The 24,270-nt window shown below is 72.0% G+C and carries 25 protein-coding genes and 3 pseudogenes; 13 read left to right on the top strand and 15 right to left on the bottom strand.

Annotation, left to right across the window (positions count from 1 at the left end; translation table 11 throughout):
* Window positions 1-30: 30 nt before the first annotated feature.
* The 3 genes from ABZT03_RS06435 to ABZT03_RS06425 form a co-directional block, all read right to left on the bottom strand.
* Entirely contained in the window at window positions 31-870 is an 840-nt protein-coding gene (locus tag ABZT03_RS06435) for a hypothetical protein (protein ID WP_356034305.1), read from the bottom strand.
* Window positions 871-1,054: 184 nt separating this feature from the next.
* Entirely contained in the window at window positions 1,055-1,993 is a 939-nt protein-coding gene (locus tag ABZT03_RS06430) for a YbhN family protein (protein WP_356034302.1), read from the bottom strand.
* 5 nt (window positions 1,994-1,998) lie between these two features.
* Window positions 1,999-3,486, bottom strand: coding sequence for a hypothetical protein (locus ABZT03_RS06425; RefSeq protein WP_356034300.1), 1,488 nt, complete (start codon window positions 3,484-3,486; stop codon window positions 1,999-2,001).
* A 316-nt stretch (window positions 3,487-3,802) separates the two neighbouring features.
* Between ABZT03_RS06425 and ABZT03_RS06420 the strand changes: the two are divergent.
* Window positions 3,803-3,991, top strand: a pseudogene (locus tag ABZT03_RS06420) (hypothetical protein); the annotation flags it as partial.
* A 137-nt stretch (window positions 3,992-4,128) separates the two neighbouring features.
* On the opposite strand, the gene ABZT03_RS06415 reads toward ABZT03_RS06420, so the two are convergent.
* Genes ABZT03_RS06415 through ABZT03_RS06400 form a run of 4 tightly spaced genes read right to left on the bottom strand, consistent with a single transcriptional unit; the run spans window position 4,129 to window position 7,892 of the window.
* Window positions 4,129-4,797 carry a response regulator transcription factor gene (locus tag ABZT03_RS06415; RefSeq protein WP_356034297.1) on the bottom strand — a complete coding sequence of 223 codons (669 nt, stop codon included), beginning with the start codon at window positions 4,795-4,797 and terminating at the stop codon, window positions 4,129-4,131.
* Window positions 4,794-6,050 (bottom strand): sensor histidine kinase, encoded by a 1,257-nt coding sequence (locus tag ABZT03_RS06410; RefSeq protein WP_356034702.1) that lies wholly within the window; start codon window positions 6,048-6,050, stop codon window positions 4,794-4,796. The genes ABZT03_RS06415 and ABZT03_RS06410 overlap by 4 nt, the downstream gene beginning before the upstream one ends.
* Before the next feature lie 58 nt (window positions 6,051-6,108).
* Window positions 6,109-6,951, bottom strand: coding sequence for an ABC transporter permease (locus tag ABZT03_RS06405; protein WP_356034293.1), 843 nt, complete (start codon window positions 6,949-6,951; stop codon window positions 6,109-6,111).
* On the bottom strand, window positions 6,948-7,892 hold the full coding sequence (locus ABZT03_RS06400) for an ATP-binding cassette domain-containing protein (protein WP_356034290.1): 945 nt from the start codon (window positions 7,890-7,892) through the stop codon (window positions 6,948-6,950). Before ABZT03_RS06400 ends, ABZT03_RS06405 begins: the two co-directional genes overlap by 4 nt.
* A gap of 202 nt (window positions 7,893-8,094) precedes the next feature.
* On the opposite strand from ABZT03_RS06400, the gene ABZT03_RS06395 reads away from it, so the two are divergent.
* The 4 genes from ABZT03_RS06395 to ABZT03_RS06380 all read left to right on the top strand — a co-directional run bounded on the left by ABZT03_RS06395 (window position 8,095) and on the right by ABZT03_RS06380 (window position 10,802).
* Window positions 8,095-8,886, top strand: a complete 792-nt coding sequence (locus tag ABZT03_RS06395; RefSeq protein WP_356034289.1) for a hypothetical protein — start codon at window positions 8,095-8,097, stop codon at window positions 8,884-8,886.
* A 155-nt stretch (window positions 8,887-9,041) separates the two neighbouring features.
* Window positions 9,042-9,284: a DUF6411 family protein gene (locus ABZT03_RS06390; RefSeq protein ID WP_356034286.1), complete on the top strand. Its 243-nt coding sequence runs from the start codon at window positions 9,042-9,044 to the stop codon at window positions 9,282-9,284.
* Window positions 9,285-9,404: 120 nt separating this feature from the next.
* Window positions 9,405-10,394, top strand: coding sequence for a polyphosphate kinase 2 (ppk2, locus tag ABZT03_RS06385; RefSeq protein ID WP_356034283.1), 990 nt, complete (start codon window positions 9,405-9,407; stop codon window positions 10,392-10,394).
* Window positions 10,395-10,556: 162 nt separating this feature from the next.
* Window positions 10,557-10,802, top strand: a complete 246-nt coding sequence (locus ABZT03_RS06380) for a DUF3761 domain-containing protein (protein WP_356034281.1) — start codon at window positions 10,557-10,559, stop codon at window positions 10,800-10,802.
* A gap of 114 nt (window positions 10,803-10,916) precedes the next feature.
* On the opposite strand, the gene ABZT03_RS06375 is transcribed toward ABZT03_RS06380, so the two are convergent.
* Genes ABZT03_RS06375 through ABZT03_RS06365 form a run of 3 tightly spaced genes read right to left on the bottom strand, consistent with a single transcriptional unit; the run spans window position 10,917 to window position 12,677 of the window.
* Entirely contained in the window at window positions 10,917-11,588 is a 672-nt protein-coding gene (locus ABZT03_RS06375) for a DUF3618 domain-containing protein (RefSeq protein WP_356034278.1), read from the bottom strand.
* Entirely contained in the window at window positions 11,564-11,986 is a 423-nt protein-coding gene (locus ABZT03_RS06370; RefSeq protein ID WP_356034276.1) for a phage holin family protein, read from the bottom strand. The genes ABZT03_RS06375 and ABZT03_RS06370 overlap by 25 nt, the downstream gene beginning before the upstream one ends.
* 1 nt (window position 11,987) lies before the next feature.
* Entirely contained in the window at window positions 11,988-12,677 is a 690-nt protein-coding gene (locus ABZT03_RS06365; RefSeq protein WP_356034274.1) for a hypothetical protein, read from the bottom strand.
* A 517-nt stretch (window positions 12,678-13,194) separates the two neighbouring features.
* On the opposite strand from ABZT03_RS06365, the gene ABZT03_RS06360 reads away from it, so the two are divergent.
* The 3 genes from ABZT03_RS06360 to ABZT03_RS06350 are packed head-to-tail and all read left to right on the top strand — an operon-like array spanning window position 13,195 to window position 15,562.
* Complete coding sequence (locus tag ABZT03_RS06360; protein ID WP_356034271.1) at window positions 13,195-13,608, top strand: GntR family transcriptional regulator; 414 nt, start codon at window positions 13,195-13,197, stop codon at window positions 13,606-13,608.
* Entirely contained in the window at window positions 13,605-14,552 is a 948-nt protein-coding gene (locus ABZT03_RS06355; protein WP_356034268.1) for an ABC transporter ATP-binding protein, read from the top strand. The genes ABZT03_RS06360 and ABZT03_RS06355 overlap by 4 nt, the downstream gene beginning before the upstream one ends.
* Entirely contained in the window at window positions 14,549-15,562 is a 1,014-nt protein-coding gene (locus tag ABZT03_RS06350; RefSeq protein WP_356034265.1) for an ABC transporter, read from the top strand. Before ABZT03_RS06355 ends, ABZT03_RS06350 begins: the two co-directional genes overlap by 4 nt.
* Before the next feature lie 140 nt (window positions 15,563-15,702).
* Here ABZT03_RS06350 and ABZT03_RS06345 read toward each other — a convergent pair whose 3' ends face one another.
* Window positions 15,703-16,401 (bottom strand): SDR family NAD(P)-dependent oxidoreductase, encoded by a 699-nt coding sequence (locus tag ABZT03_RS06345; protein WP_356034263.1) that lies wholly within the window; start codon window positions 16,399-16,401, stop codon window positions 15,703-15,705.
* A gap of 114 nt (window positions 16,402-16,515) precedes the next feature.
* On the opposite strand from ABZT03_RS06345, the gene ABZT03_RS06340 reads away from it, so the two are divergent.
* Complete coding sequence (locus tag ABZT03_RS06340; protein ID WP_356034260.1) at window positions 16,516-17,382, top strand: helix-turn-helix transcriptional regulator; 867 nt, start codon at window positions 16,516-16,518, stop codon at window positions 17,380-17,382.
* Window positions 17,383-17,428: 46 nt separating this feature from the next.
* On the opposite strand, the gene ABZT03_RS06335 is transcribed toward ABZT03_RS06340, so the two are convergent.
* On the bottom strand, window positions 17,429-17,971 hold the full coding sequence (locus ABZT03_RS06335; protein WP_356034258.1) for a GNAT family N-acetyltransferase: 543 nt from the start codon (window positions 17,969-17,971) through the stop codon (window positions 17,429-17,431).
* A 334-nt stretch (window positions 17,972-18,305) separates the two neighbouring features.
* Here ABZT03_RS06335 and ABZT03_RS06330 point away from each other — a divergent pair, with 334 nt between their 5' ends.
* Both ABZT03_RS06330 and ABZT03_RS06325 read left to right on the top strand, forming a co-directional pair.
* A complete protein-coding gene (locus ABZT03_RS06330; RefSeq protein ID WP_356034256.1) occupies window positions 18,306-18,842 on the top strand; it encodes a hypothetical protein in 537 nt (178 codons plus the stop codon).
* A 176-nt stretch (window positions 18,843-19,018) separates the two neighbouring features.
* A complete protein-coding gene (locus ABZT03_RS06325; RefSeq protein ID WP_356034253.1) occupies window positions 19,019-19,456 on the top strand; it encodes a VOC family protein in 438 nt (145 codons plus the stop codon).
* A gap of 83 nt (window positions 19,457-19,539) precedes the next feature.
* Here ABZT03_RS06325 and ABZT03_RS06320 read toward each other — a convergent pair whose 3' ends face one another.
* The 3 genes and pseudogenes from ABZT03_RS06320 to ABZT03_RS06310 all read right to left on the bottom strand — a co-directional run bounded on the left by ABZT03_RS06320 (window position 19,540) and on the right by ABZT03_RS06310 (window position 22,712).
* The gene (locus ABZT03_RS06320; RefSeq protein WP_356034251.1) at window positions 19,540-20,757 is read right to left on the bottom strand and encodes a cytochrome P450; all 1,218 of its coding nucleotides are present in this window, start codon (window positions 20,755-20,757) and stop codon (window positions 19,540-19,542) included.
* Window positions 20,758-21,045: 288 nt separating this feature from the next.
* Window positions 21,046-21,905, bottom strand: a pseudogene (locus tag ABZT03_RS06315) (LD-carboxypeptidase).
* A 261-nt stretch (window positions 21,906-22,166) separates the two neighbouring features.
* Window positions 22,167-22,712 (bottom strand): TerD family protein, encoded by a 546-nt coding sequence (locus ABZT03_RS06310; protein ID WP_356034248.1) that lies wholly within the window; start codon window positions 22,710-22,712, stop codon window positions 22,167-22,169.
* Between ABZT03_RS06310 and ABZT03_RS06305 the strand changes: the two are divergent.
* Window positions 22,654-23,421, top strand: a pseudogene (locus tag ABZT03_RS06305) (thiamine pyrophosphate-dependent enzyme); the annotation flags it as partial. The gene ABZT03_RS06310 and the pseudogene ABZT03_RS06305 sit on opposite strands and share 59 nt — an antisense overlap.
* A gap of 359 nt (window positions 23,422-23,780) precedes the next feature.
* The gene (locus ABZT03_RS06300; protein ID WP_356034245.1) at window positions 23,781-24,158 is read left to right on the top strand and encodes a hypothetical protein; all 378 of its coding nucleotides are present in this window, start codon (window positions 23,781-23,783) and stop codon (window positions 24,156-24,158) included.
* Window positions 24,159-24,270 lie beyond the last annotated feature (112 nt).

Below are 24,270 nucleotides of genomic sequence, written 5' to 3'. Positions count from 1 at the left end.
CGCTCACGTCCTCGGCCGCACCCGCCCGGCTCAGGCCGCGGTCCGCGCGGGTTCCGGTACCTCCGCCACGTCCTTCCGCGTCACCGACAGATGGACCACCAGTCCGAGGATGACCGCGAGGAACAGCGTGCTGGTGACGACCGTGCCCAGGCCGAGGCCCCTGTCGTCGGTCGGCTGGGAGAGGTAGTCGCCGATGGAGGCGCCCAGGGGGCGGGTGAGGATGTAGGCGATCCAGAAGCTCCACACCGCGTCCAGGCCCAGCTTGAAGTGCGCGAGGGCGACCGCGGCGATGGCCAGGCCGAACAGGACGGCCGAGAGCCAGTAGCCGAGGTCCATGCGCTCGGAGACCAGGTCACCGGCCGCGGTGCCGAGGGCGAACGTGAACAGCACTGCGAGCCAGTAGAAGGACTCGCGGCCGGTGGTGTCGATGCTGTGAATGGACAGCGTCCGCTCGCGCCGGTACCAGACGACGAAGACGACCGCGAGGAGGATCGCGAAGACGGTGGTGCTGGTCTCCAGGGGCACGCCCAAGTTGTCGGTGAGGTTGTCGCTGATCAGTGTGCCGACGACGCTGATCAGGGCGACAGCGAGCCAGTAGACGCCCGCCCGGTAGGCACGGGTGCGGAACTGCACGACCAGGACGACCGCCAGCAGGGCGCTCATCAGCACCGACACACCGGTCAGGCCGAGGCCGGCCTTGTCGTTGAGCAGGTCGGCCGCGGTCTCGCCCACGGTCGTGCACAGCACCTTGATGATCCAGAAGTAGGCGGTGACTTCGGGCACCTTGCTCCAGCGCGGCCGGCGGCCGGGGGCCGGCTCTCCGGTGCCGTCGGACGGGGGAACAGCGGTCTCGGACGTCTCGTATGTCATGCGGCCCGACCGTGCCACGGCCTACCTGAACACATCCTGACCACCGTGCGGCCTCACCGTCCTCTCCCGCCTCGCGCGCCCACCATGGGTGAACGGACGGCGACACGGGCGTGCGCGCGGCCGGGGTCCGAGGGCAGGCCCAAGGCGATGGCAGAGCGGCCTGGCGGCCCCGCCGCCGCACGGTTCACAGCGCCGAGCGCCGGGCCAGCAGGCCGAGGACCAGTAGGCCGGGGGCCATCGGCAGCCACCCCGTCAGCAGGCGGTACCCGAGGACCGCGGCGAGCGCCGTCTGCTGCGGAGCCCCGGAGGCCGTGAGAGCGAGGGCGAGCGCGGCGTCCAGGGATCCCAGTCCGCCGGGGGTGGGCAGCATGGCGGCCGCGCCGCTGGCGATGAGGTACGCCATGACCACACGGCCCGTGGGCAGTCCGAGGCCGAGCGCGTGGAGTACGGCGACGACCACCCCGGCGTGCAGCAGCGCGAACGCGACCGAGCCGCCCCACAGCGCGCAGGCGCGTGCCGGACTGCGGTGCACGTCCCGCACGTCGGCGAGGAACCGGGCCGCGGCGCGCCGGAGCCGACCGCTCACCGCGACTGCCAGCAGGACGAGGCCGCCTGCCACCGGCAGCAGGATCAGCAGATGCGGGACCCGCGGGGAGAGCCGGACCGTGCCCGACGAGGTCACCAGGAGAGCCACGGCGATCACACACCGGACGATCCCGCCGACGGCCGCCTTGACCGCCAGCGCGGTCGCCGAGCGCCCGGTGGACAGCCCGCATCGCGTCAAAAACCGCAGGTTGACCACGGTTGCTCCGGCTCCCGCGGGAAGCAGGTGGTTGGCGGCGGACGCGGCGAACTGCGCGGCCACCAGCCGCCCCCGCGGCAGTCGCTCGGTGACGGCGCCCTGCTGCGCCACGGCCGCGCACACCCAGGTGGCCAGCGCGGCGAGGCAGGCCAGCACCAGCCACTCCCCGTCGGCCGTCGCCAGCCGGTCGGTCCCGCTGTCGAGCATGGCCCGGTGCGCGACGAGGGTCGCCCCGGCGGCGACGAGCACCGCCCCGGTGACCCCCAGCTGCCAGTACAGGCGCCTGCCACCCGTCACCGGCAGGCCGTCGGTCACCGTCACAGCACTCAACGCCCGGCCCGGATGCCGGGAGCCAGATGTGCCGTGAGCGCTCCCACCCGCTCCACCGGCCAGGAGCGCGCGTAGGCGGGCGGGCGGCCGCCCGGTCGGGTGAGAACCGCGACAGGCGTCCCGTGGGTGGTCCGGGCCAGTTCGGCCGCGGTGGTGCTGGTGTCGTGACCGGCGGTCTCGGCCGAACCGCAGCCGGTGTAGAACGCGATCGGGACGGCCTCGTAGCCGCTGAGCAGACACGGCGGACGTACCCCGGCGGTGTGGAGGGCGGCGGCTGTACGGGACCATTCGGCGCGGCCCGCCACGGAACGGTGCACGGTGCGTTCCAGGACGACGAACTGCACCGCCAGGTGGCCCAGGAGGCAGACCGCCACCAGGCCGACGGCGAGGGTGCGGGCGGTCCCCCGGGCCGGGGCGCCGGCGAAGTGGACGAGGCCGTACGCGACCGGGAGGGCCAGCAGGGCGTAGGCGGGCAGCAGGAAGCGCGGGGCCGCGTAGCCGATGAGGAACAGGTAGGGGACGGCCGCCGTGACCGCGCAGGCCAGCGGGAGCATGATGGGCAGCGCACGCCGGGCGCGCACGGCGGCCACCGCGCCGGCGGCGGCGAGGAGCGGCAGCACGAACCACCACAGGGTCACCGCGGGGTGGGGGAGCGATCCGGTGCAGGGCCGGCAGAGGATGCGGCCGCCGAGGCCGCGCAGCTGATCGGCGACGGCGAGATGCCAGCCGAGGCCGCCCTGGATGCTGGAGGCGTCGGACAGGCGTTGCGTGAGGCCGCCGTAGCCCGTGTACGCCTCGACCACCCACTCGGCGGCGCCCGCCAGCAGCCCGGCCACCAGCACGGCGAGCAGACGCGGTCGGCGCAGACCGAGGGCGAGCAGGGGCAGCACGACGTACACGGCGTCCATGGGACGCATCCACGCCATCAGTGCCGCCCCCGAGAACACGCCCCACCACGCCGCCGGGTCCCGCGTGTGCGCGCGGGCGCGCAGGACGCAGCCGACGCAGACCAGGGCGCCGATGGCGACCCAGTAGTTGGGCATGGCCTGGGGGCCGTAGAACACCGTCACCCACAGCGAGGCGAACAGGGCGCCCGCCAGTGCCAGGACGCGGGGCATGAGGTGCGCCCGCCAGACGCGCAGGGCGAAGTAGAGAGCCAGGCCGGAGAGGACGGCCAGGTAGCACCTGAGCAGGGCGGTGGAGTCGGACCACGAGGTGATCGGGGCGACGAGCAGGGGAACACCGCGGGCCCGGGGCGCGCTGAAGAAGGCGGCGGGGGCATGGCCGCTGACCTGGCTGACATAGACCGTCTCGTCCCAGCCGAGGCCCAGGCCGGGCCGGACCAGCAGGATCTGGGCGAGGGTGAAGGCCGCCGCGACCGCCGCGAGCCAGGGGTCGACCGGCGGGCGCCGGAGCCGGGCAGCCGGGGAGGGGAGGCCGGCGGGTGGGGCGCCGGTCGTTGTGGCGTGCGAGCCGTCGGCCATCGTGCACCTCTCGTCGTCGACGCCACGGGACCGACGCCCAATGTCCGTGGAAGCGCCTGCCCACCGTACGAATCGCGGGTTAGAGACAGGTGAGAGGACGTTCTCCCACCTCCGCAGAGTGACCGAGGCGAGCGGCAGGAGCCCACAGCAGAAGTCCGAACGGCGTAGTGCCGACGCTCGGACGGGCAGGTTCCGACCGCACGGGTGACGCTCGCCCGGGCGGATCGGAACCCGGTGTCCGCCCATGCGCGGCGCCGGCCGCCCCGGCCGTTGATTCGCTGTCGTCCCGTCAGAGCGCGTTGATGGAGAGTCCCCTGTGACAACGACACGTGAGTTCGCCACGCTGCTGCGACTAATCGACGAACGGTCGACCGCCTTCCGCGCCGCCGTCGCCTCAGCGCCCGGCCTCGACGTGCGGGTGGCGACCTGCCCCGAGCGGACGCTGCTCGAACTCGTGCAGCACCTCGGCGAGCGACGCCACTTCCGGGCCGCCGCGGTCGCCGCCTCGGAGTCGGCGGGCTGCGGCCTGCCGTCCGTTCACCCGGCGCCCGTTCACCCAGCGTCCGTTCACCCGGCGTCCGGACACCCGGCCTCCGCTCCCCCGGCGTCCGGACACCCGGCCTCCGCTCCCTCGGCGTCCGTTCACCCGGCGTCCGGGCGGACGAGTCCGCGGTCGTAGGCGAAGATCACGGCCTGGATGCGGTCGCGGGCGCCGATCTTGGACAGGACGCGGCCCACGTGTGTCTTCACGGTGGACTCGGCCACGACGAAGTGGGCGGCGATCTCCCCGTTGGTCCAGCCCTTGCCGATGGCGACGAGGATCTCGCGCTCCCGGTCGGTCAGGGAGTCCAGTCGCGGGTCGTCGCCGTGGTCGCCGCGGCGAGCGGGCACGTGCTGGGCGTACTCGTCCAGCAGGCGGCGGGTGAGGGCCGGCGCGATGACGGCGTCGCCGACCGCGACGGCCCGGATGCCCGCGAGGAGTTCCTCGGGGCGCGCGTCCTTGAGGAGGAAACCGCTGGCTCCGGCGCGCAGGGCGGCGTGGACGTACTCGTCCAGGTCGAAGGTGGTCAGCACCAGGACGCGGGAGCGGGCACCGGCGGCGGTGATCCGGCGGGTGGCCTCGATGCCGTCCATGCCCGGCATCCGTACGTCCATCAGCACGACGTCGGGGCGCAGTTCGGCCGTCTTGCGGACGGCCTCGGCGCCGTGTGCGGCCTCGCCGACCACCTCGGTCTCGGGGATGGAGTCGAGGAGCACCCGGAAGCCGTACCGCTGGAGGGGCTGGTCGTCGACGATGAGCACGGTGGTCACCGGGTGCCCGCCCGGTGGGTGAGTTCGAGGGTGGCCTCGACCGTCCATCCGCCGCCGGCCGCGGGTTCCGCGCTGACGGTACCTCCGTAGAGCGCCGCTCGTTCTCGCATGCCCACCAGGCCGTGTCCTTCCTCGTTGCCGGTTCCGGGGTGGCCGGCGGGGCCGTTGTCACGGACCCGGATGACCAGCCGGGCGTCCTCGACGACGACCGACAGGTTGACCCGGGTGCCGGCGCCTGCGTGCTTCAGGGTGTTGGTGAGGGCTTCCTGGACGATGCGGTAGACCGTCAGCTGCACCCCGCTGTCCAGGGCGTCCACCTCGCCGGCGGTCCGGTAGACGACCTCCAGGCCGGCGCCGCGCACACCGTCGCACAGTGCCTCGACGTCCGCGACGCCGGGCTGCGGACTGAGTTCCGGCGCCCTGGCAGGGCCGTCCGCCGCATCCCGCAGGACGCCGAGGACGCGCCGCAGCTCGCCGAGGGCGGTCCGGCCGGTGTCGCCGATGAGCTGCAGTGCCTCCAAGCCGCGTTCGGGGGAGGTGTCCGTGGCGTAGGCGCCGGCGTCGGCGAGCGTGATCATGACGGAGAGGTTGTGGCCGACGATGTCGTGCATCTCGCGGGCGACACGGGCACGTTCGGTGGCGGCCGCGAGCCGGCTGCGCTGGTCGCGTTCTATCTCCAGGCGGGCCGCCCGGTCCCGCAGCCCGGCGAGCTGGGCCCGGCGGATGCGTACCACCAGGCCGAGCGCCAGGGCCGCGGTCGCCGTGCTCAGCAGGAAGAACAGCGCGTCCCACACGGACACCGCGTCCGACGCGCGCAGCGCGACCAGTCCCATCCCGGCCGCCATGACCGCGCAGGCCCACGGCAGCTGCCGTAGCGGACCGTGCAGGGCCAGGCTGTACAGGGCGATGAACAGGGCGATGTCCGCGCGCAGCGCCGCGCCCAGGGACCACTGGAGGACGAACACGGCCGTGATGGTGGCGAAGGCCACCATGGGCCTGCGCCGCCGCCACAGCAGCGGCAGCACCAGACCGAGCTGGAGGGCCAGCATGGCCACCGGGGGGAGCCGGGTGAAGGCGAGCCGGAACCGGCGTGGGGCGTCGCCGTCCCCGGTACCCCCGTGCATCAGGTCCGGCAGGCAGAACATGAGGAAGACCAGCACCACCACCGCGGTGTCCAGCACCCACGGGTGTGCCCGGTCCGCGTGGCGCAGCCGCTGGCCGCCCCGGCCGAGCCGGGCGACCAGCGGTCCCATGCCGCTGACGTCTTCGCTGGTGGTCGTCAAGGTGGTCACCTGCCCATGGTGCGGGCGGTCAGACGTCGCTGCGGACCAGTCGGTACGCCGCTCCCGCCAGCGCGAGCGCAGTCCAGCCGAGGAAGACCAGCCCTCCGGCCGCGGGCGACAGCGTGGTGCTGTCGTGGGTCAGGGCGAACAGTGACTGGCCCGCGTTGCTGGGCAGGTACGGGCTGATGTCGTCCCGCCAGGAGCTGGGGAGCAGGGAGACGAGTCCCGGGATCAGCATGAACGTGGCGACCAGCACCGAGATGCCGCCGGCCACCGACCGCAGCAGCGCGCCCAGGGCGACGCCGACCACTCCTACGAGTCCGAGGTAGAGCCCGGCGCCCAGCAGGCTGCGCACCGCTCCGGCGTGCGAGAGGCTCAGGGCCGCGGGCGTGCCGGAGACGATGCCGCTGCCGAACCCGAAGGCGACGAACGCGCCCAGGGTGCCGACCACCAGGGCGACCAGGCCGAACACGGTCGCCTTGGACCACAGGACGGGCAGCCGGCGCGGTACGGCCGCCAGGGTCGAGCGGATCATGCCGGTCGAGTACTCCCCCGCCGTCACCAGCACGCCGAGCACGCCGAGGGCGAGCTGGGCGAAGTTGGTGCCGAACAGCGACAGGCTCACGGCCGTGGAATCGGCGAAGTCCCCGTCCAGGTGGCCGGAGTCGACGCCGGACTTGTAGCGGCTGGAGGCGATCAGCCCGAAGGCGACGAGGAAGAGCAGGCCGAGGCCCAGGGTGATCCACGTCGAACGCAGCGTCCAGAGCTTGGACCACTCGGAGGCCAGCACCCGGCGTCCGGTCACCCGGTAGGCGGGCCGGGAGGGCGCGGCCGGGGGCGCCGCCTCGGGGGTCGTCGTCAGGGTGCTCATGCGGGCCTCCCGGCGGTCGCCAGGCTCTCGACGGTCGTGGTGCCGTGGTACTCCACGGCATCCCTGGTCAGCTCCATGAACGCCTCCTCCAGTGACACGGTGCGCGCGCTCAGCTCGAACAGCGCGATCCCGTGCTCGGCCGCCTTGAGGCCGATCTCGCGGGCACTGAGCCCGGTCACCTGCAGTTCCTCAGCTCCGATACGGCCCGTGATGTCGACGCCCGGACCGGCCAGGACGTCCCGCAGCCGCGCGGGGTCCTGCGTGGCGACCCTCACGGTGTCGCCGCCCGCCTCGCGGATGAGGTCCGCCACGGTGGTGTCGGCCAGCAGCCGGCCCCGGCCGACGATGATGAGGTGGTCCGCGACCAGGGCCATCTCGCTCATCAGGTGGGACGACACGAACACCGTGCGGCCCTCGTCGGCGAGCGACTTCAGCAGGTTGCGGATCCAGAGGACGCCCTCCGGGTCCAGCCCGTTGACGGGCTCGTCCAGCATCACCGTCTGCGGGTCGCCCAGCAGCGCCGCCGCGATGCCCAGGCGCTGGCCCATGCCGAGGGAGAAGGCGCCGGCCCGCTTCCTCGCCACACTGCCGAGCCCCGCGAGGTCGATGACCTCGTCGACCCGGCTCCGGGGAATCCCGTGCGTCAGCGCGAGCGCCCTCAGGTGGTTGTGGGCCGAGCGGCCCGGGTGGATCGACTTCGCCTCCAGCAGGGCCCCGACCTCCTGGAGCGGCGCGCGGTGCCGGGCGTAGTGCCGGCCGTTGACCGAGACGGACCCTCGCGTCGGGGCGTCGAGTCCGACGATCATGCGCATGGTGGTCGACTTCCCGGCGCCGTTGGGCCCGAGGAAGCCGGTCACCGTGCCCGGCTTGACGGTGAAGTCCAACCCGTCGACGGCGGTCTTCTCGCCGTACCTCTTCGTCAGCTGCTGTGCGTCGATCATTCGCGTTTCTTCCTGTCGGGCACTGGCGTCCATCGGTCGCCCCCGAGCGCCTCACCCGACAACCTAGGCACCGAACCGCCCCGATGCGGTGGTACCGGGGACTGATCCACACCCGTCCGGTCGTACCGCGGTACTACGTGCCGCCCCGTCGGGGGCAGGCCGTTCAGGCTGCGTTCAGGCTCGGGGTGCCATGGTGCGGATCATGACCGCAGAGCACGTCCTCGACGACCGGCCCCTCGCCCCCGTCCGCCGGATGGCGAACAAGGTGCCGGAGGTGACCGTCACCTTCTGGATCGTCAAGGTACTGACCACCGGCATGGGCGAGACGGCGTCGGACCTTCTGGCCCATCTGCTCGGGCCGGTGCCCGCCGTCGCGCTCGGCGGCCTCGCGCTCGTGGTCTCCCTGGCCGTCCAGTTCACACTTCGGCGCTACACCGCCTGGGCGTACTGGACCGCCGTCGTCATGGTCAGCGTGTTCGGCACCATGGCCGCCGACGTCCTGCACGTCGGCCTCGGCGTGCCCTACGCCGTGTCGACACCGGCCTTCCTGACCGTCCTGATCGCCGTCTTCGCCCTCTGGTACGCGAGCGAGCGGACCCTGTCCGTCCACACCGTACGGACCCGGCGCCGGGAGGCGTTCTACTGGGCCGCGGTGCTCGCCACCTTCGCCCTCGGCACCGCCGCCGGGGACCTCACCGCCACCGTCGGCTTCGGGTACGCGGGGTCGGTCGTCCTCTTCGCCGCAGCCATCTGCGTCCCCGCCCTGGCCCACCGCTTCTGCGCGCTGAACGCGGTGGCCGCCTTCTGGACGGCCTACGTCATCACCCGCCCCCTCGGGGCCTCCCTGGCCGACTGGATGGCGCTGAGCCACACCCGGGGCGGCCTCGGCCTGGGCCTGTCACCCGTCACCCTGGCGTGGACGGCGGCGATCGTCGGCTGCGTGAGCTGGCTGACGCTGTCGCAGCGCGGGTCGCGCGCCCGCTCCGCGGCCTGAGAACGCGCCGTTCTCCGGGTGCCTCGCGGCGGGGGGCCGCAGCTTGGCGGGCCGGGGTGGGCAGCTCTGCCCGGAGTGATCGCGGAGGGACCGGGCAGGCGGTGGAGCAGACATCCACAACCGCGCCATCCGCTCGACGCTCCGGGAGCCCGTGAATGATCATCGCCGTCGTCCTCGCCGCCTGTGTCCTGCTGGCCGTGCTGGCCTTCTTCCTGCCGCGGCTGTCCCGGCACCCGCAGAACGGTGCCCAGCGCGGCCTCGGGGCCGGCTCCCGCGCCGGGTCGAAGGCTCCCGGCCCGCTGGGACGGCTGCTGAGCAAGCCCTTCAGCTCCAGCTCGCGCGCCGTCGGCCGCAGCGGCTCCGCCGGCCGCCGGGCCCGTGGCCACCTGCCGTTCTGACCGTCGTACGTCCCCGGGACGCGCCGCCGACCGAACCCGGTCGGCGGCGCGTGTTCGTCTCCGTGTCCTGCGGGAACTGTCCACGTCGGCCAGTACACGGGGACTATGGGGAGACTGACGATGTCAGAGCACGACGAGACGACGCGGCCGTACGAGGACGACGAGACGCGCACCGAGGAGGACCTGCTCGACGGCCTGCGCGTGGACGAGCGCCGGCCGGAGAAGCCGATCCTGCTGGACGCCGACGGAAGCCCCGTTGACACATGGCGGGAGAACTACCCGTACGACCGGAAGGTGAAGCGGGCCGCCTACGACCGCACCAAGCGCGTCCTGCAGATTGAGCTGCTGAAGATGCAGCGCTGGGTGAACGAGACCGGGCAGCGGGTCGTCGTGCTGTGCGAGGGCCGTGACGCGGCCGGCAAAGGAGGCACGATCCAGCGGTTCACCGAGCGGCTCAACCCGCGAGGCGCCCGCGTGGTGGCGCTGGCGAAGCCGACCGAGCGGGAAGCGGGCCAGTGGTACTTCCAGCGGTACGTGCCGCACCTGCCCTCCCGCGGTGAGATCGTCTTCTTCGACCGCTCCTGGTACAACCGGGCCGGCGTCGAGCGCGTCATGGGCTTCTGCACCGAGGCCGAGTACCGCGCCTTCCTCGAACAGGCCCCGCTGTTCGAGGAGATGCTGACCAAGGACGGGATCCTCCTGGTCAAGTACTGGTTCTCGGTCTCCCGGGCCGAGCAGCGGACCCGGTTCGCGATCCGGCAGGTCGACCCCGTACGCCGTTGGAAGCTCTCTCCGACCGACCTGGCCTCACTCGACCTGTGGGACCAGTACACCGCCGCCAAGGTCGACATGTTCCGGGCGACGGACACACCGCACGCCCCGTGGACAGTGGTCAAGAACAACGACAAGCGCCGGGGCCGGCTCGAAGCGATGCGCAGTCTGCTCGACCGCTGCGACTACCCGGCCAAGGACCACACGGCCGTCGGCAAGCCGGACCCGCTCATCGTGGGCGCGGCGAACACCCTCCTGGAGACCGGCGAGGAGCCCACCGACCTCTCCCCCACCCCGCTGGCGGGTTACGGGCACGGCCCGGGGAACCACCCGAACTAGTTGCCGAACTCCCTCTTGGTCAGGGCGCGTTGAAGAGCCGCTGCGTCGCCGGCCCCTGCCAGTGCGGCCGGTGCCACCGGGCGATCATCAGCGGTCGGGGGCAAAATGGGCGGTGGGTCACCAGGTCGGGTTCGCGTCTCCCGCCCGGTCAGGGAGGACATCATGCTGACCAGATTCCGGGGCGCCGTGGCCGCGGCCTTCGTGACCGGTGCGCTGCTCGCGCCGGTCACCGTCGCCACCGACGCCTCCGCCGCGACATGTGCCCGGCACACGGTGGGGGTGTGCCGGGCCAACTCGCCCCATCCTTACGGCACGAAGGCGAAGTGCAAGGACGGCACCTACTCCCACAGCGCCCACTTCCGGGGCACGTGCTCGTACCACAAGGGCGTCAAGTACTGGTACTGGTGAGGAAGTTCAGTTCAGCCGACCGACCGGCAGGCCGCAAGGCGTCGACGTACGGGGGCCGGTGCGACGCGAGTGCCCGGCCGCCGGTGGGACGGCGGCCGGGCACATCGGTGTCGCTCAGCTCTGGCCGGTGCGCTGACGGGCCTCGTCCGCCAGGGTCCGGCCGGAGTCACGGGTCTGCTCGGTGACCTGACCCGCCTGCTCACGCGCCTTGTCCTGGGTGGTCTGGGCGGCCTGCGTGGCGGTGTCCTTCACTTCGGCGACCGCGCTCTGCGTGACCTCCTTGGCGCCTTCCTTCAGGTGCTGCGCCGACTCGCCGGCAGCCTGCTTCACCGGCTCCAGCGCGTCACTCTGCAGCAGGTCGGCGGCCTTGTCCTGCTCCGCCTGGGTGGCGGGCAGCAGCGAGGACGCCAGCAGACCGACCCCGAAGGCGACCAGGCCCGCCGCGAGCGGATTGCCCTGCGTCTGGCTCCGGACGGTGTCGGGTGCCTGCTGCACCGCCTGTCCCGCCTGGCCCACGACGTCGCGTGCCGAGTCGGCTGCCCGGCCGGCGCCCTCCTGCAGCGAGCCGGCCGCCGACTGGGCGCTGTCCGCCACACCCTGCGAGGTGTGGGACGCGGTGCCCATGACCCGGTCGCGGAGCCCTCCCACCGCGCCGCGCATCCGCTCCTTGCGCCGGTGCACGACCCGTCGGGGACTGGTGCGGTCGGTGAGCTGGTCCACGTCGGCGGACAGCCGGCCGCGGGTGGCCTCGATCTCGGCCCTCACTTGGTCGGGTGACGTGCCCATTCCGCGTTCTCCTTCATGGTCTCGACGGTTCGCTCGGGCTTCGGGGAGACCGTGCGCATCTCCGTACGGCCCCGCTGGTACAGCACGGCCGCGACGACGGCCCACACCGCGGTGACGATCAGTGCGGCCCAGCCCCCGTCCATCACGTTGGACAGGCCCAGCACGGCGGCCAGCGACAGGAACAGCAGCACCATGTAGCCCGCGAAGCCCGCACCGCCGTACATGCCGGCGGCCTTGCCCGCCTTGGTGGCCTCCTCCTTCACCTCGGCCTTGGCCAGCTCAACCTCCTGACGGAACAGGGTCTGCAGGTCCGAGGTGATCACGGACAGGAGCTGTCCCACGGACTTGTCCTGCGCCTGCGGGCCGGCGGGGGTGGGTGTGGGCGGCATCGAGGTCATCTCACACCTCCGGATAGGGCCGGCCCGGCATGCCGCCCGGCGGCGTGCCGGGGGTCGGCGGGACCGGCGGAGGCGGTGGCAGGGTCTCCGGCACAGGCCCCGGCGGAGGACCGGCCGGCAGGGTCGTCGAGACCGGGGCGCTCAGCTCCGTGCGGTCCGGCGCTCGGCCGACCTGCTCCCGCCCCTGGCCGCTTCCGCCGGACTGGGAAGCGCCCTTGGCCACCTTCGCCAGCCGCCCGACGGCCAGTCCGGCCAGCAGCGCGCCGCCCAGGAAGGCTCCCGGACGTCGGCGGGCGAAGCCCTGGAGGTCGGAGACAATGCCCTCGACCCCTTGTTTCTCCAGGTAGTCCGCGGCTCGGTGCCCCCGGTCGGCCGCCTGGGCGGCCAGGCTGCGGGCCGGTGACTCGTCCTGGGCGTGCTCGGCGAGGCCGGACAGATCGTGCGACCACTGACGCAGTACGTCGGCCGCCCGCCTGGTCTGCCCCTCGGCCTCCTCCATCGCGCGGCCCCGCAGGTCATCGACGACCGTGCCGGCCTGCTGCCGTGCCTCGCCCACGACGGTCCGAGCCTGTTCGGCTGCCGTTCCCACAACCTGATTCGCGGCCTGTTTGGCCTGGTCAGCGGTGGCGGAGGTCTCTTCCTTGACCCTTTCTCCCGTACTCCCGGTTCCGGTCTGTATGGACTCAGTCATCAGCGACTTCTCCTCATCGGACGTCCAGGGTGCGGCCCCGTGTCCTGACAGGTGCGCATACCTGGGGTGATACACCGCTATGACACGCGACCGTCCGTCTCGCCCCCGAGTGGCCAGTAACTCGCGTTCGACACACATTTACGGCGACGAGGTCGCGCACTTCGCAGGCCGGCGGTTCCCGTCGCGTCCGGAACCGGTCCCGCACCACCGTCCCCGGCATGTACGCACCGCCCTTCGGCACACCCCGAAGCCGACCTCGTACGGCGCGGATGTGCCGGTCACCCGTGCGCCGAACGGGGAGGCGCGCCCCCGTCACGCAGCCGTCACGGCCGGAGAGTCGATCACCCTCGACCCGGAGAGTCGATCACCCTCGACCCGGAGAGTCGATCACCACCACCTCGGCCGCGCCCGCCGACCGGTCACGACGAAATCCCGTACAGCCAGCGGCTTTTGACAGAACTTCGGCCCATGTCCCATCATCCGTCCACTAGTTGACTAGCTGAATGGTGGTGAGGACGTGGAGTTCCGCATCGACAGGCGCAGCGGGGTCGCCGCCTACCAGCAGATCGTGCAGCAGACCAGACAGGCGCTGCGCCTCGGCGTGCTCGTGCCCGGGGACCAGTTGCCAACGGCCAAGGCCGTCACGGAGATCTGCGCGGTGAACCCGAACACGACACTCAAGGCCTACCGCGAGTTGGAGCGGGAGGGCCTGGTCGAACTGCGGCAGGGCCAGGGCACGTTCGTGTGCCAGTCGCTGGCCCGCCCGCAGGCGGCGGCGGACTCACCGCTGCGCGGCGAGCTGGAGACGTGGATGGACCGGGCCCGGGCGGCCGGTCTGGAGCAGGAGGACGTGACCGCGCTGGTCGTGTCCGTGATGGCCGAGCGGTACGCCGGGACCAGGGCGGCCGCGGGGAACGAGGGACACGCATGAGGCACGACGGGACAGGCCACGGGGACCGGGCCGAGGAATCGGCGATAGAGGCCCGCGGTGTCGGCAGGAGGTACCGGCGGGGCTGGGCGCTGAAGGACTGCTCGTTCCGGCTGCCGGCCGGACGGATCTGCGGACTCGTCGGGCCCAACGGCGCCGGCAAGACGACGCTGATGGCCGTCGCCGCCAACCTGCTGGAGCCCACCGCCGGCACCCTGCGGGTGTTCGGCGCGGCCCCGGAGTCCGCGGAGGCCGGCCGCCGTACTGCGTTCCTCGCCCAGGAGAAGCCCCTCTTCCGGCGCTTCACCGTCGCAGAGACCCTCCGCATGGGCCGCGAGCTGAACCCCGGCTGGGACCAGCGGGCCGCCGAGAACATCGTCCGCGCGGGCAAGGTGCCCTTCGAGGCGAAGATCGGCACCCTCTCCGGCGGTCAGCGCACCCGGGTGGCCTTCGCCCTGGCCTTCGGCAAGCGTCCCGACCTGCTGCTCCTCGACGAGCCGATGTCCGACCTCGACCCGCTGGTGCGCCACGAGCTGATGGGCACGCTGCTGTCGGAGGCCACCGAGCGCGGCACCACCGTGCTGATGTCCACCCACATGCTCGCCGAACTGGAGAACACCTGCGACTACCTGCTGGTCATCGCGGACGGCGGCCTGCGCATGGCCGGTGAGGTCGACGAACTCCTCACCGCCCACGCCCTGCTCACCGGCGTACGGACCGACGGGCGCGAACCCGCTGAACTCGCGCGCCACACCGTCGTCGAAACCCGCACCAGCGGACGGCAGTTCACCTCGCTCATCCGCCCCGACGGACCGGTCGACGGCCCCTGGGAGGTGGACTCCCCCAACCTGGAGGAACTCCTGCTCGCCTATCTCCGCTCCCCCGAGGCCCCACCCCTGATCAGTCCCAGTTCCCACGTCGGTCCCCACACGGCGGTGGCGGCATGAGCACGATGACCAGCACCGGCAACCCGGCCCCCGCCGGCCCCGCGACGGCCGCGCCCCGCCGGGGCCCCGCTCTCCGCCTCAGCGGCATGAACTGGCTCGTCTGGCGTCAGCACCGCGCCGCGTACTGGACCCTCCTGGCCGCCACCGCGGTGATCGTCGCGGTGATCGTCTACGAGCGCCACCAGATGGTGTCCTATCTCGACGACTACGGCTGGCCCCATCTGAAGTCCGGTTGGGAGCAGCGGTTCGATCAGCGACCGCTCACCACGGCAGCCCAGGTGATCGGCGTCCTGCCCATCCTGCTCGGCGTGTTCCTGGGGGCTCCTCTGCTCGCCGGCGACCTGGAGAGCGGCACCGCCAAACTGGTCAACTCCCAGTCGGCCAGCCGTGTCCGCTGGCTCGTCACCAAGCTCGGCGTGACGGCACTCGTCATCGTGGTGTGCACCGCGGCTCTCTCCGTCGCGTTCGGCTGGTGGTGGTCCCCGGTCAGGACCTCGCCGTACATCATCGGCTGGGACGAGGGCTCGGCCTTCGACAACACCGGGCCGGTGCTCACGGCACTCAGCCTGATCACGGTCGTCGGCGGCGTCGCGATCGGCATGCTGCTGCGCCGCACCCTGATGTCGATGGTCGTCACGTTCGGCTTCGCCATCGTCGTGCAGGTGGTCTGGTCGCACTTCCGGATGTCCCTCGGGGACACCGCCACCGTCACCACGCACAAGGGTGTCGGTGACGGGGCCTTCCCCACGCTGCCCGACGCCGCGCACGTCGTGGACCAGTCCTACCTCACGGCGTCCGGTGACCTGACCGGCTGGGGCACCTGCACCGAGGCCACGGCGAAGGCCACGGCCGCCTGCCTGGACAAGGCGCACGTCGTCGGCTGGTCGGTCGAGTACATTCCCATCACCCGGATGTCCGCCATGCAGTGGTCGGGCGCCGCCTTCCTGCTGGCCCTCACCGCCGGCATCACGGCGTTCATCGTCCTGTGGGGCCGCAAGCGCCTCGCGTGACCGGGGCCGCCACCCGCCCGCCGCGGCGGGTGCCTCCGCGAGGACGGTCACGCTCCTGACCGGCGGTGCGGGTCACAGCGGGTGGGCGACGCCGGTCGCCCACCCCCGGCCGATGCCCGTCCGGCCCGGGTCCGGCGCGGTCACGACCACCCGATCTCGCCATGGCGGGAGAGGAAGCGCCCGGTGCCGGCGCCGGGTTCCTCGGTGGCGAGGGCGACGATCGCGTCCGTGCCCTCGGTGACGGTCTGGGGGCCGCTGTGACCGTTGAGGTCGGTGGCGGTGTAGCCGGGGTCGGCGGCGTTGACGCGTATGTCCTTGAGCCCCTTGGCGTACTGCGTGGTCAGCATCGTCAGGGCCGCCTTCGACGCGGTGTACAGCGGCGCCACGACACGTGACTCGGGCCGCGCTGGGTCGTGGGTGAGCGCGAGGGAGCCCATGCCGCTGCTGACGTTGACGATCACCGGGGAGTCCGAGCGGCGCAGCAGCGGCAGGAACGCCGTGGTGGTGCGGACGACACCGATGACGTTGACGTCGAGGACGGCCAGGGCGTCGGCGGCGGTGAGGTCACCGGGGTCGCCGGCGGGGCCGTGGACCCCGGCGTTGTTGATCAGGACGTCGATCCTGCCCTCGTGTTCGGCGATGTTCGCGGCCGCGGCGGCCACGGACGCGTCGTCGCTCACGTCGATGGGGACATACCGTGCGCCGAGTGCCGCGGCGGCTTCCTCGCCCTGCTCACGGTCGCGGGCTCCCACGAGCACGGTGTGGCCGTACTCGACGAGGCGGCGGGCGGTCTCGCGGCCGAGACCCTTGTTGGCTCCGGTGATGAAGGTGATCGTCATGGGTCCCACCATGGCCCCGCCGTCTCTCGCGCGACAGGGACGCTTCGACGGTAGGAAAACCAGTACCCCTCTGGCGTCCCCGCGCTCGACCGGGGATGCGGAAGGATGGGGATCATGCCGACGACTCCCGGAACCGGACTGGGCGCGATGATCCGCACGTGGCGCGACCGGCTGCCCCCGTCGGCCGCCGCGCTGCCGGTGGCCCACGGGCGCAGGGCGGCCGGGCTGCGGCGCGAGGAGCTGGCCGAGCTGGCCGGCGTGTCGGTCGACTACGTCGTACGACTGGAGCAGGGGCGTTCCACGACCCCTTCGGCATCGGTGGTGGCCTCGCTGGCGCGCGCCCTGCAGCTGTCGACGGCCGAGCGGGACCACCTGTACCGACTGGCCCGGCTCGTCCCGCCGGCGGACGGCGCCATCTCCGACCATCTGCCGCCCGGCGTGCAGCGGGTGCTCGCCCGGCTCGGGGACGTGGCGGTCGCCGTGTTCGCGGCGGACTGGCAGCTGGTCTGGTGGAACCACGGCTGGGCCGCCCTGCTGGGAGATCCCGCCGCCTCCCCGCCGCGGCTGCGCAACTTCGCCCGCGACAGGTTCCTCACGGACGGCGGCCCCGCCCACCTCGCGCGGTGGCCGGTGACCGAGGCGGACCGCGACGCCACCGACGCGGCCGTCGTCTCCGACCTGCGCCGCGCCACCGGCCGCTTCCCCCACGACACCCGCTTGGCCGGCCTGGTCCGCGAACTGAGCGCGGGGAGCGGGAGGTTCACCGACCTGTGGGCGACGGGGGCGGTGGCCGCACACCGCGAGGACCACAAGACGATCCACCACCCGTCGGTGGGCCCGGTCACGGTGGACTGCGACATCCTGGCCGACGGCGACGCCGAACTCAAGATCGTCATCATGACCGCCGCCCCGGGCAGCGAGGACGAGACCAGACTCCGGCTCACCGCCGTCGCGGGCGTGGATGCCGGCACGCGGCCGTGAGCGGCTCCCGCGTGTCCGGCGTCGTCGCACTGCGGCCGCGCATCGATCAGGACCGGCTCAGCCCCCACGTCTGCAGGGCGAAGGGCCGCCCCTTCTCGTCCCCCTCGATCAGCGGTACGTCGAGCAGTTCGAAGCCCGCCTTGACGGCCACGGCGGCGCTGGCGGTGTTCTCGGCCTCCAGCTCCAGGATCACCTGATCCACGCCCAGTTGCTCGAAGGCGTACGCGGCCATCACGCGCACCGCCCGCACGGCCAGTCCCTGGCCTCGGTGCGCCGGACCCACCGCGTAACCGAGCTCCGCGCCCTCGGGAGCCCTGCGCAACATCACCTCGCCGAGCGGTGCGCCGCCGTCGACGGTGATGGCGAGCAGGATGGTCGTGCCCTCCGCACGCAGCTGCCGGGCCCGGTCCAGTCGCAGGCGGGCGGCCGGCGCGTCGAAGGGGGAGACGATCGGCGTCCAGTACGCGATGTCAGGGTGGTCGAACAGCTCCGGCATCGCGCCCAGGTCCGCTTCCGTCCAGTCGCGCAGGACAAGCCCCTCCCCCGCGAGCTCGATCCGCTCGGGAAAGGACGACGTGGTGCTGGTCATGGTGCGGGACCTCCCTGGCCTGTGCGGAACGAGGCAGGATAACCGGGGTCGGCCACCGGCGGACCAGCATTCCCGGAAGACTCCTCGGCCGGGTCGCGGCGACGACCGTCCCCGCCTCGGGCAACCGCTCGACCACGACCGGTCTCCGGCGAGCGGGTGGAGCCGCTGCATGACGTCGACCATCGCGGGCGTCGGCGTCGCACGTCGGCTGCGATCGGACCGGACGTCTCAGCTCGCCCGAGGATCGGCGGGTGCTTGGATATGAGAAGGGGATGGGAAAGGGGCCGGGAGAATCGCATCACGTGCTCGTGCCCATGACCGGGAACGGAGACCGATGAGCGGCGGCGCGGACTTCGAGCGGAACGACGACATCAGCGGGTGGCCCGTCGAACGTCTTCGGTCACTCACCGCGGACGCCGCCGACTGGCGGTTGGAGGTGGTACGTGTCATTGCGCAGGCACATGCCTACCGCGCCGGACAACCGCTGGACGAACGTCGGCAGTGGGCCGAACTGTCGTTGCTGGCGAACCAGCGCATGCGTGTCGACGGGCCGGCGGAGCAAGCGCGCGTGAAGGCGCAGGAGTTCGCTCTCAGGACGTGGGTCATCGACCGACTCGGCCGCGACGACGAGAATCCCTACTGGCACCCCGAGTCGCTCGCGTCCGACACGCTCGACGCGCTGACCCTCACCCCCTCACAGGCGACAGCCCTGGCCGGTCACTGGCGTGATCTGCCCATCGAGCAGATCCGCGCACTACGCCGGCACAAGAACCTCACCGCCCACCTGGAGACACTCCTCGCCCACCTGCGGTCCGGCCCGGTACAGGACCAACTCCTGATCTGGACCCGCACCCGCCGCCTCCTCCCCTGACCGGGACACCGGCATCTGCCTCGCGGTCCGCGGTGCGTGACCGGGTCTGGTCACCCGCCGGCAGACATGCTTCGGACGCCGAAGGCCAGAACACGGCCGACCTCGACAGTGCCCCGGTACTCGGCTGCGTTCTCGCCCGAGGCACAGGATCGGCCCGGCTCGCTAGCATGCGACGCATGGCCATCAAACTTGAGAACGTCGGCATCGCCGTTCGCGACCTCGAAGCGGCGATCTCCTTTTTCACCGACCTCGGCCTCACGGTCCTCGGCCGTGACACGGTCAGTGGTGAGTGGACCGACACCGCCGTCGGCCTGGACGGCAACCACGCCAACATCGCGATGCTCCAGACGCCGGACGGTCACGGTCGCCTTGAGCTCTTCGAGTACATCCACCCCGAAGCGATCGAGTCGGAGCCCACTCGTCCCAACGAGATCGGCATGCATCGCGTCGCCTTCTCGGTCGACGACATCGACGCAGCCCTTGAGACGGCCGCGAGGCACGGATGCCTTCCGCTTCGCGGTGTGGCGACCTATGAGGACGTCTACAAGCTCACCTACCTCCGCGGTCCCAGCGGCATCCTCGTGATGCTCGCCGAGGAGCTGAAGAAGAACTGACGGCTGATCGGGGCGGGGGACGGAGTCCGCATCCTCCGTCCGGGCGCCGTCGTCGCCTCATCGCTTCATGCGGGAATGGTCGGCTACGACGGCGGGCCCGCTGTGTGGACCGGCAGTGCCGTCAGTCCGCGCGAGCGCATCGAGGGGCGACGGCTCAGTTCCCGGGGCGGCCGGGCGAGGGTGAGGTCGGGGAAGCGGGCGAAGAGCGCGGTGAGCGCGATGCCGGTCTCGATCCGGGCCAACGGAGCGCCGAGGCAGTAGTGGATGCCGTGTCCGAGCGCCAGGTGCCCGGTGGCGTCGCGTCCGATGTCGAGCCGGTCGGGTTCCGTGAAGCGGCGTGGATCGCGGTGCGCGGCAGCGAGTGAGAGCAGGACCGTCTCGCCCGCCGGCACGGTGACCTCGCCGATGACGATGTCCTCGGTGGGGAAGCGCCGGACGGCGAGGGGGACGGGGCCGTCGTAGCGCGCCAGTTCCTCGACGGCCCGGTCCATCAGGTGCGGATCGGCCCGCAGCGCGGCGAGTTGACCCGGGTGGGTGAGCAGCGCGGCGATCGCGTTGCCGATCAGGTGCACCGTGTTCTCGTACCCCGCGGCGAGCACGAGGAAGGCGAGCGACATCAACTCGTCCTCGCTCAGCCGGTCTTCCTGGTCCCGTACGGCGACGAGGGCGGACAGGAGGTCGTCTGCGGGGTCGGAGCGCTTGTCCGCGATCAGCCGGGTGAAGAAGGCCAGCAGGTGGCCGACGGCAGCCCGGGCCCGTTCCGGCCGCGCCGGGTCGGGGGCGACCAGGGCGTCGGTCCAGGCGCGGAAGTCGGGGCGGTGCGCCTCGGGCACACCGAGGAGGTCGCAGATGACGATGATCGGCAGCGGGGCGGCGTAGGAGGAGATCAGGTCGACCTGCTCTCCCTCGGGCAGGGAGTCGAGCAGTCGTTCCGCGGTCAGCCGGATCGGTTCGCGCAGCCGCTCCATCTGCCGGGGGGTGAAGGCCTGGGAGACCATGCGGCGGATGCGGGTGTGGTCCGGCGGGTCCATGTTGAGGAGGTTGGCGTCGAGCGCAGGGGGCAGGGCCATGCCGCGGTAGCCGCCCGGGGTCGCGTTGCGCTTGTCCAGGCAGAGCCGGGGGTCGGCGAGCGCCTGCCGGACGTCCTCGTAGCGCGTGACCAGCCAGGCGGGGAGACCGTCCGTCCCGGTGATCCGGTGAACGGGCCCCTCCTCGCGCAGCCGTCCGTAGACGCCGTAGGGGTCACGGAACAGTTCACCGGGGTCAACGGCGGTGTGCGTGGGGGAGGTTGACTTGCTCATCACGACAGCTAAGCAGATCACGACGGGCTTCTCACCGCGCACCTGACCGTGCCGGGCTGTCCGGCCGTCGCTGCTGCGCACGACCTGGAACGGCTCGGGCGGTGCTCGCGCGGTGAGGCCCACGAGGGAAGCAAGACTGTGGGCGTGCCGGTTGGCAAGCGATTCGAGACTGTGCGCTATGCGGGGATATTCGTGGAGCGGTGCGCCGGCGCACAGGAGTTTCCGGGCCTGCCCGCGAACCGGCGCGACCAGCGCTCGGCGCCCGGCGACCGGCCACCGGGCGAAGACTCAGTACGTCACCGTGATCCGCCGCGCCGATCCGTCGACTCTCACCGATCCGCCGTAGGGGATCACCAGTTGGGGATCGGTGTGCCCGAAGTCGACGTCGAACACCGCCATCGTGTGCGGGGCGTACTCGGCCAGGGCGCGCAGCACCGCATCGCGCTGCGCGAGCGCGTAACGCCGCCTGTCCGCAAGGCTGTTCGGCTGCTCGAAGGACCAGGCTTTGGCGCGGCCCATCAACAGGGCGGGGAAGCGCGCCAGCAGGCCCCGCTCCCCCATGTTGCGCAGGATGCGGTAGACGTCCTCCCCGCTCGGCATCTCCTCCGACGTCTCCAGGAACAGTACGCGGCCCTCGTGGACGGCGGGGTCGCGCTCGATTTCACGGTCGGCCATCAGGAGCCACGACAGGATCTCCAGGTTGCCGCCCCAGGCGCGGCCCTCGACAACTCCGCCGGCGTGATGCCAGATCCAGCCGTCGGCGGGCTGCGAGTCCGGCTCCGTGGTGAAGGTGGCCGGCTCCGCCCAGTCGCGGGCGGTGTCGCGATAGCGCTCCGCGGGGCGGAGTTCGTAAGGGCCCGAGGTGAACAGGGCCGCGCGCACCGAGTCGGCGGTCAGGGGATGAAGGGCGTACGGGCGACCGATCTCCGTCATCACGCAGGCGCCGTGGTAGGCGACGATGCCCAGGTTGTGCAGGAACAACAGCAGATTGGTGTTGTCGCTCGCTCCGAAGAACGGCTTGGGATGGGCGCGCAGGAGTTCCCGGTCCAGGTGTGGACAGGGAAGAGCGCCGGCAGCCCGGACGAGGGCGAGATGACCGCGATACGGTCGCCGGGCACGGGCTTGGGAGGGTAGACGGGCGAGATCATGCGGGTCAGGTTAGGGGTCCGGTCGACGTCTGATCACCCGCGTTTCCGTCAACGCCCCTCGGGCTCCGAATCGGCCAGGTCAAAAACAGTGGTGCGACGCCGTGATCGGGAGCCGGTCGGGCCGCCGTCATCGGGGCGCACGACTGACCACAGGCGGCTCCGTGACGGTCATCGGCGGAACCGGGAGCCCGGGGGCCTACTGATGAGCGGTCGCTCGGCCCTTCGGGACACGCGCCCGGCGTGAGAACCCGGGCGGAGGGTTCAGAGCTGCGGTGCCGATCCCATCTCCGCCATGAAACCCACAGGGTCGCTGTCGAATCCCTGGACTCTCGCGTGGAACTCCCATGTTCCGGACGCGTCCTTGGTGAACTCCGCGACGGTCCCGGCGGTGGATCCGGCGATCTGCGTCAGGTCGTCCTTCAACAGTTCCCGGTATCCCTCGACGACGAGAACTCCCGCATTCGTCAGGTCGCCGAAGGTCTTGAACCCGGTGTTCTGGTGGATCACCACCCCCACGACGACCCGAGCGAAAGAGGACGCGAGGCGATCGAGTTCGAGGGTCATCTCCTCGACGTAGCCGAAGCCCTGCCCGGTCTGGCTGTGCCGGCCCATGTTGATGGTGCCGTCCGGTGAGCGGCTGTCGTAGTGGACGACGTACACCGGCCGCCCGTGGGGAGCGTCCGCGGAGTAGGTCGCGGCGACGATGTCGAGATGGTGAGGCGGCCGGTCGAACGGAGCCGGATCCCACTTGAGCCGCACCTGGGCCTTCACCAGCCCCTTGCCGCCGCTCCCGCTGCCGCTGATCACCGTAGTACTGCCCCTCGCGCCGTCACACCACCACGGGAAATCCCCCGCAGGTCAAGTATGTCTCGGTGTCACCGTGTTGAAGCATCCGCAGCGGCACCTCCCCCGCCGCAGGCGGACGCGCGGCTCCCTGTCCGGCACCCTGGCGACGATGGGACCGGGTGTGCCGTACGCCATCGGCGCCAAGTTCGCCCACCCCGACCGTCCTGCCATCGCCCTGGTGGGAGACGGCGCGATGCAGATGAACGGCATGATGGAGATGGTCACGGCCGCCAAGTACTGGCCCGAGTGGTCCGACCCCCGGCTGATCGTGGCCGTGCTGAACAACGGGGACCTCAACCAGGTCACCTGGGAGATGCGGGCCATGTCGGGCGCCCCGCAGTTCGAGGAGTCGCAGCACATCCCCGATCTGCCGTACGCGGAGATCGCCCAGCGCATCGGCCTGGACGGCGTACGGGTGGAGAAGCCCGAGCAGGTCGAGGCGGCCTGGGACCGGGCGCTCGCGGCCGACCGGCCCTTCGTCATCGACTTCCGCACCGACCCGGCCGTACCGCCGATCCCGCCGCACGCCGACCTGGACCAGATGGAGGCCACCGCGTCCGCCGTCCTGCACGGCGACAGTGACCGCGACTCCATGGTCAAACAGGGCCTCAAGGCCAAGATCCAGGAGATGCTGCCCGGCCGCAGGCACCGCCGTGACCGGCACGGCGCGGGACCGGACGACAGCACGGACAGCACGGACAGCACAGACAGCACAGACAGCACGGGCAGCACGGGCAGCACGGGCAGCACGGGCAGCACGGGCAGCACGGGCAGCACGGGCAGCACGGGCAGCACGGGCAGCAGCAGGTGATCTCCTCCGCGCCCGGGACGCAGGTGCTGCACGACCAACCCGCATCGACCGCGTGAAGATCGACGAACGAGGCGATGGCGTGTGTCCCTGCGGGCCGACACGGTTTCCTGCCCTGAGAGACCGGCTGGGCCGACGCGCGTGGCTGTCGCACCGGTCGGGGTACTCGGCCGCGTGAACGGCAGGAAAGACCGAGCGACCGGCGTGGGAAGGTGCTGACGATGCGGACCGGAATGCTGAGGGCCCTCGGAGCGGCGACGCTCGCCTACGGACTCGCCACCACCTACCGGCCGGGCCTGCTGGCGCGGCCTTGCGGGCTGGTCGATCCGCAGGGGCGGGTCGACCCCCACACCGCCCTGGTCGTACGCCCCCTGGCATGGCGGGACGCCGCCACCGGCCTGGCGATGCTCGTCGCACCCCAGGGACCGGCGCTGGTCACGGCCACCTCCCTGCGCATCGCCTCCGACGTCGGTGACGCCGTCCTCCTGTGCCGCGGTCTCCCCGGCCGGACCCGCCGCGTGGCGGGCACCGCCAGTGCTCTGGGCTGGGCGGGGCTGGCAGTCGCGGCCCTCACCGGCACCCCTCCGGCAACATCCTGACGGCCACAGTTACAGGTGTCGTGGAGCCCGCGGAGACCGACCGACCTTTCGGCCGTACTCACCCACCGCGAGCCGAGCGCACGTCGAGCGAACATCGAGGAGGCTTCAAGCG

The organism is Streptomyces sp. NPDC005574 (assembly GCF_040605435.1).
GTDB lineage: Bacteria > Actinomycetota > Actinomycetes > Streptomycetales > Streptomycetaceae > Streptomyces.
Note: the sequence above shows the minus strand (reverse complement) of the source record. Positions and strands in the feature narration are given on the sequence as shown.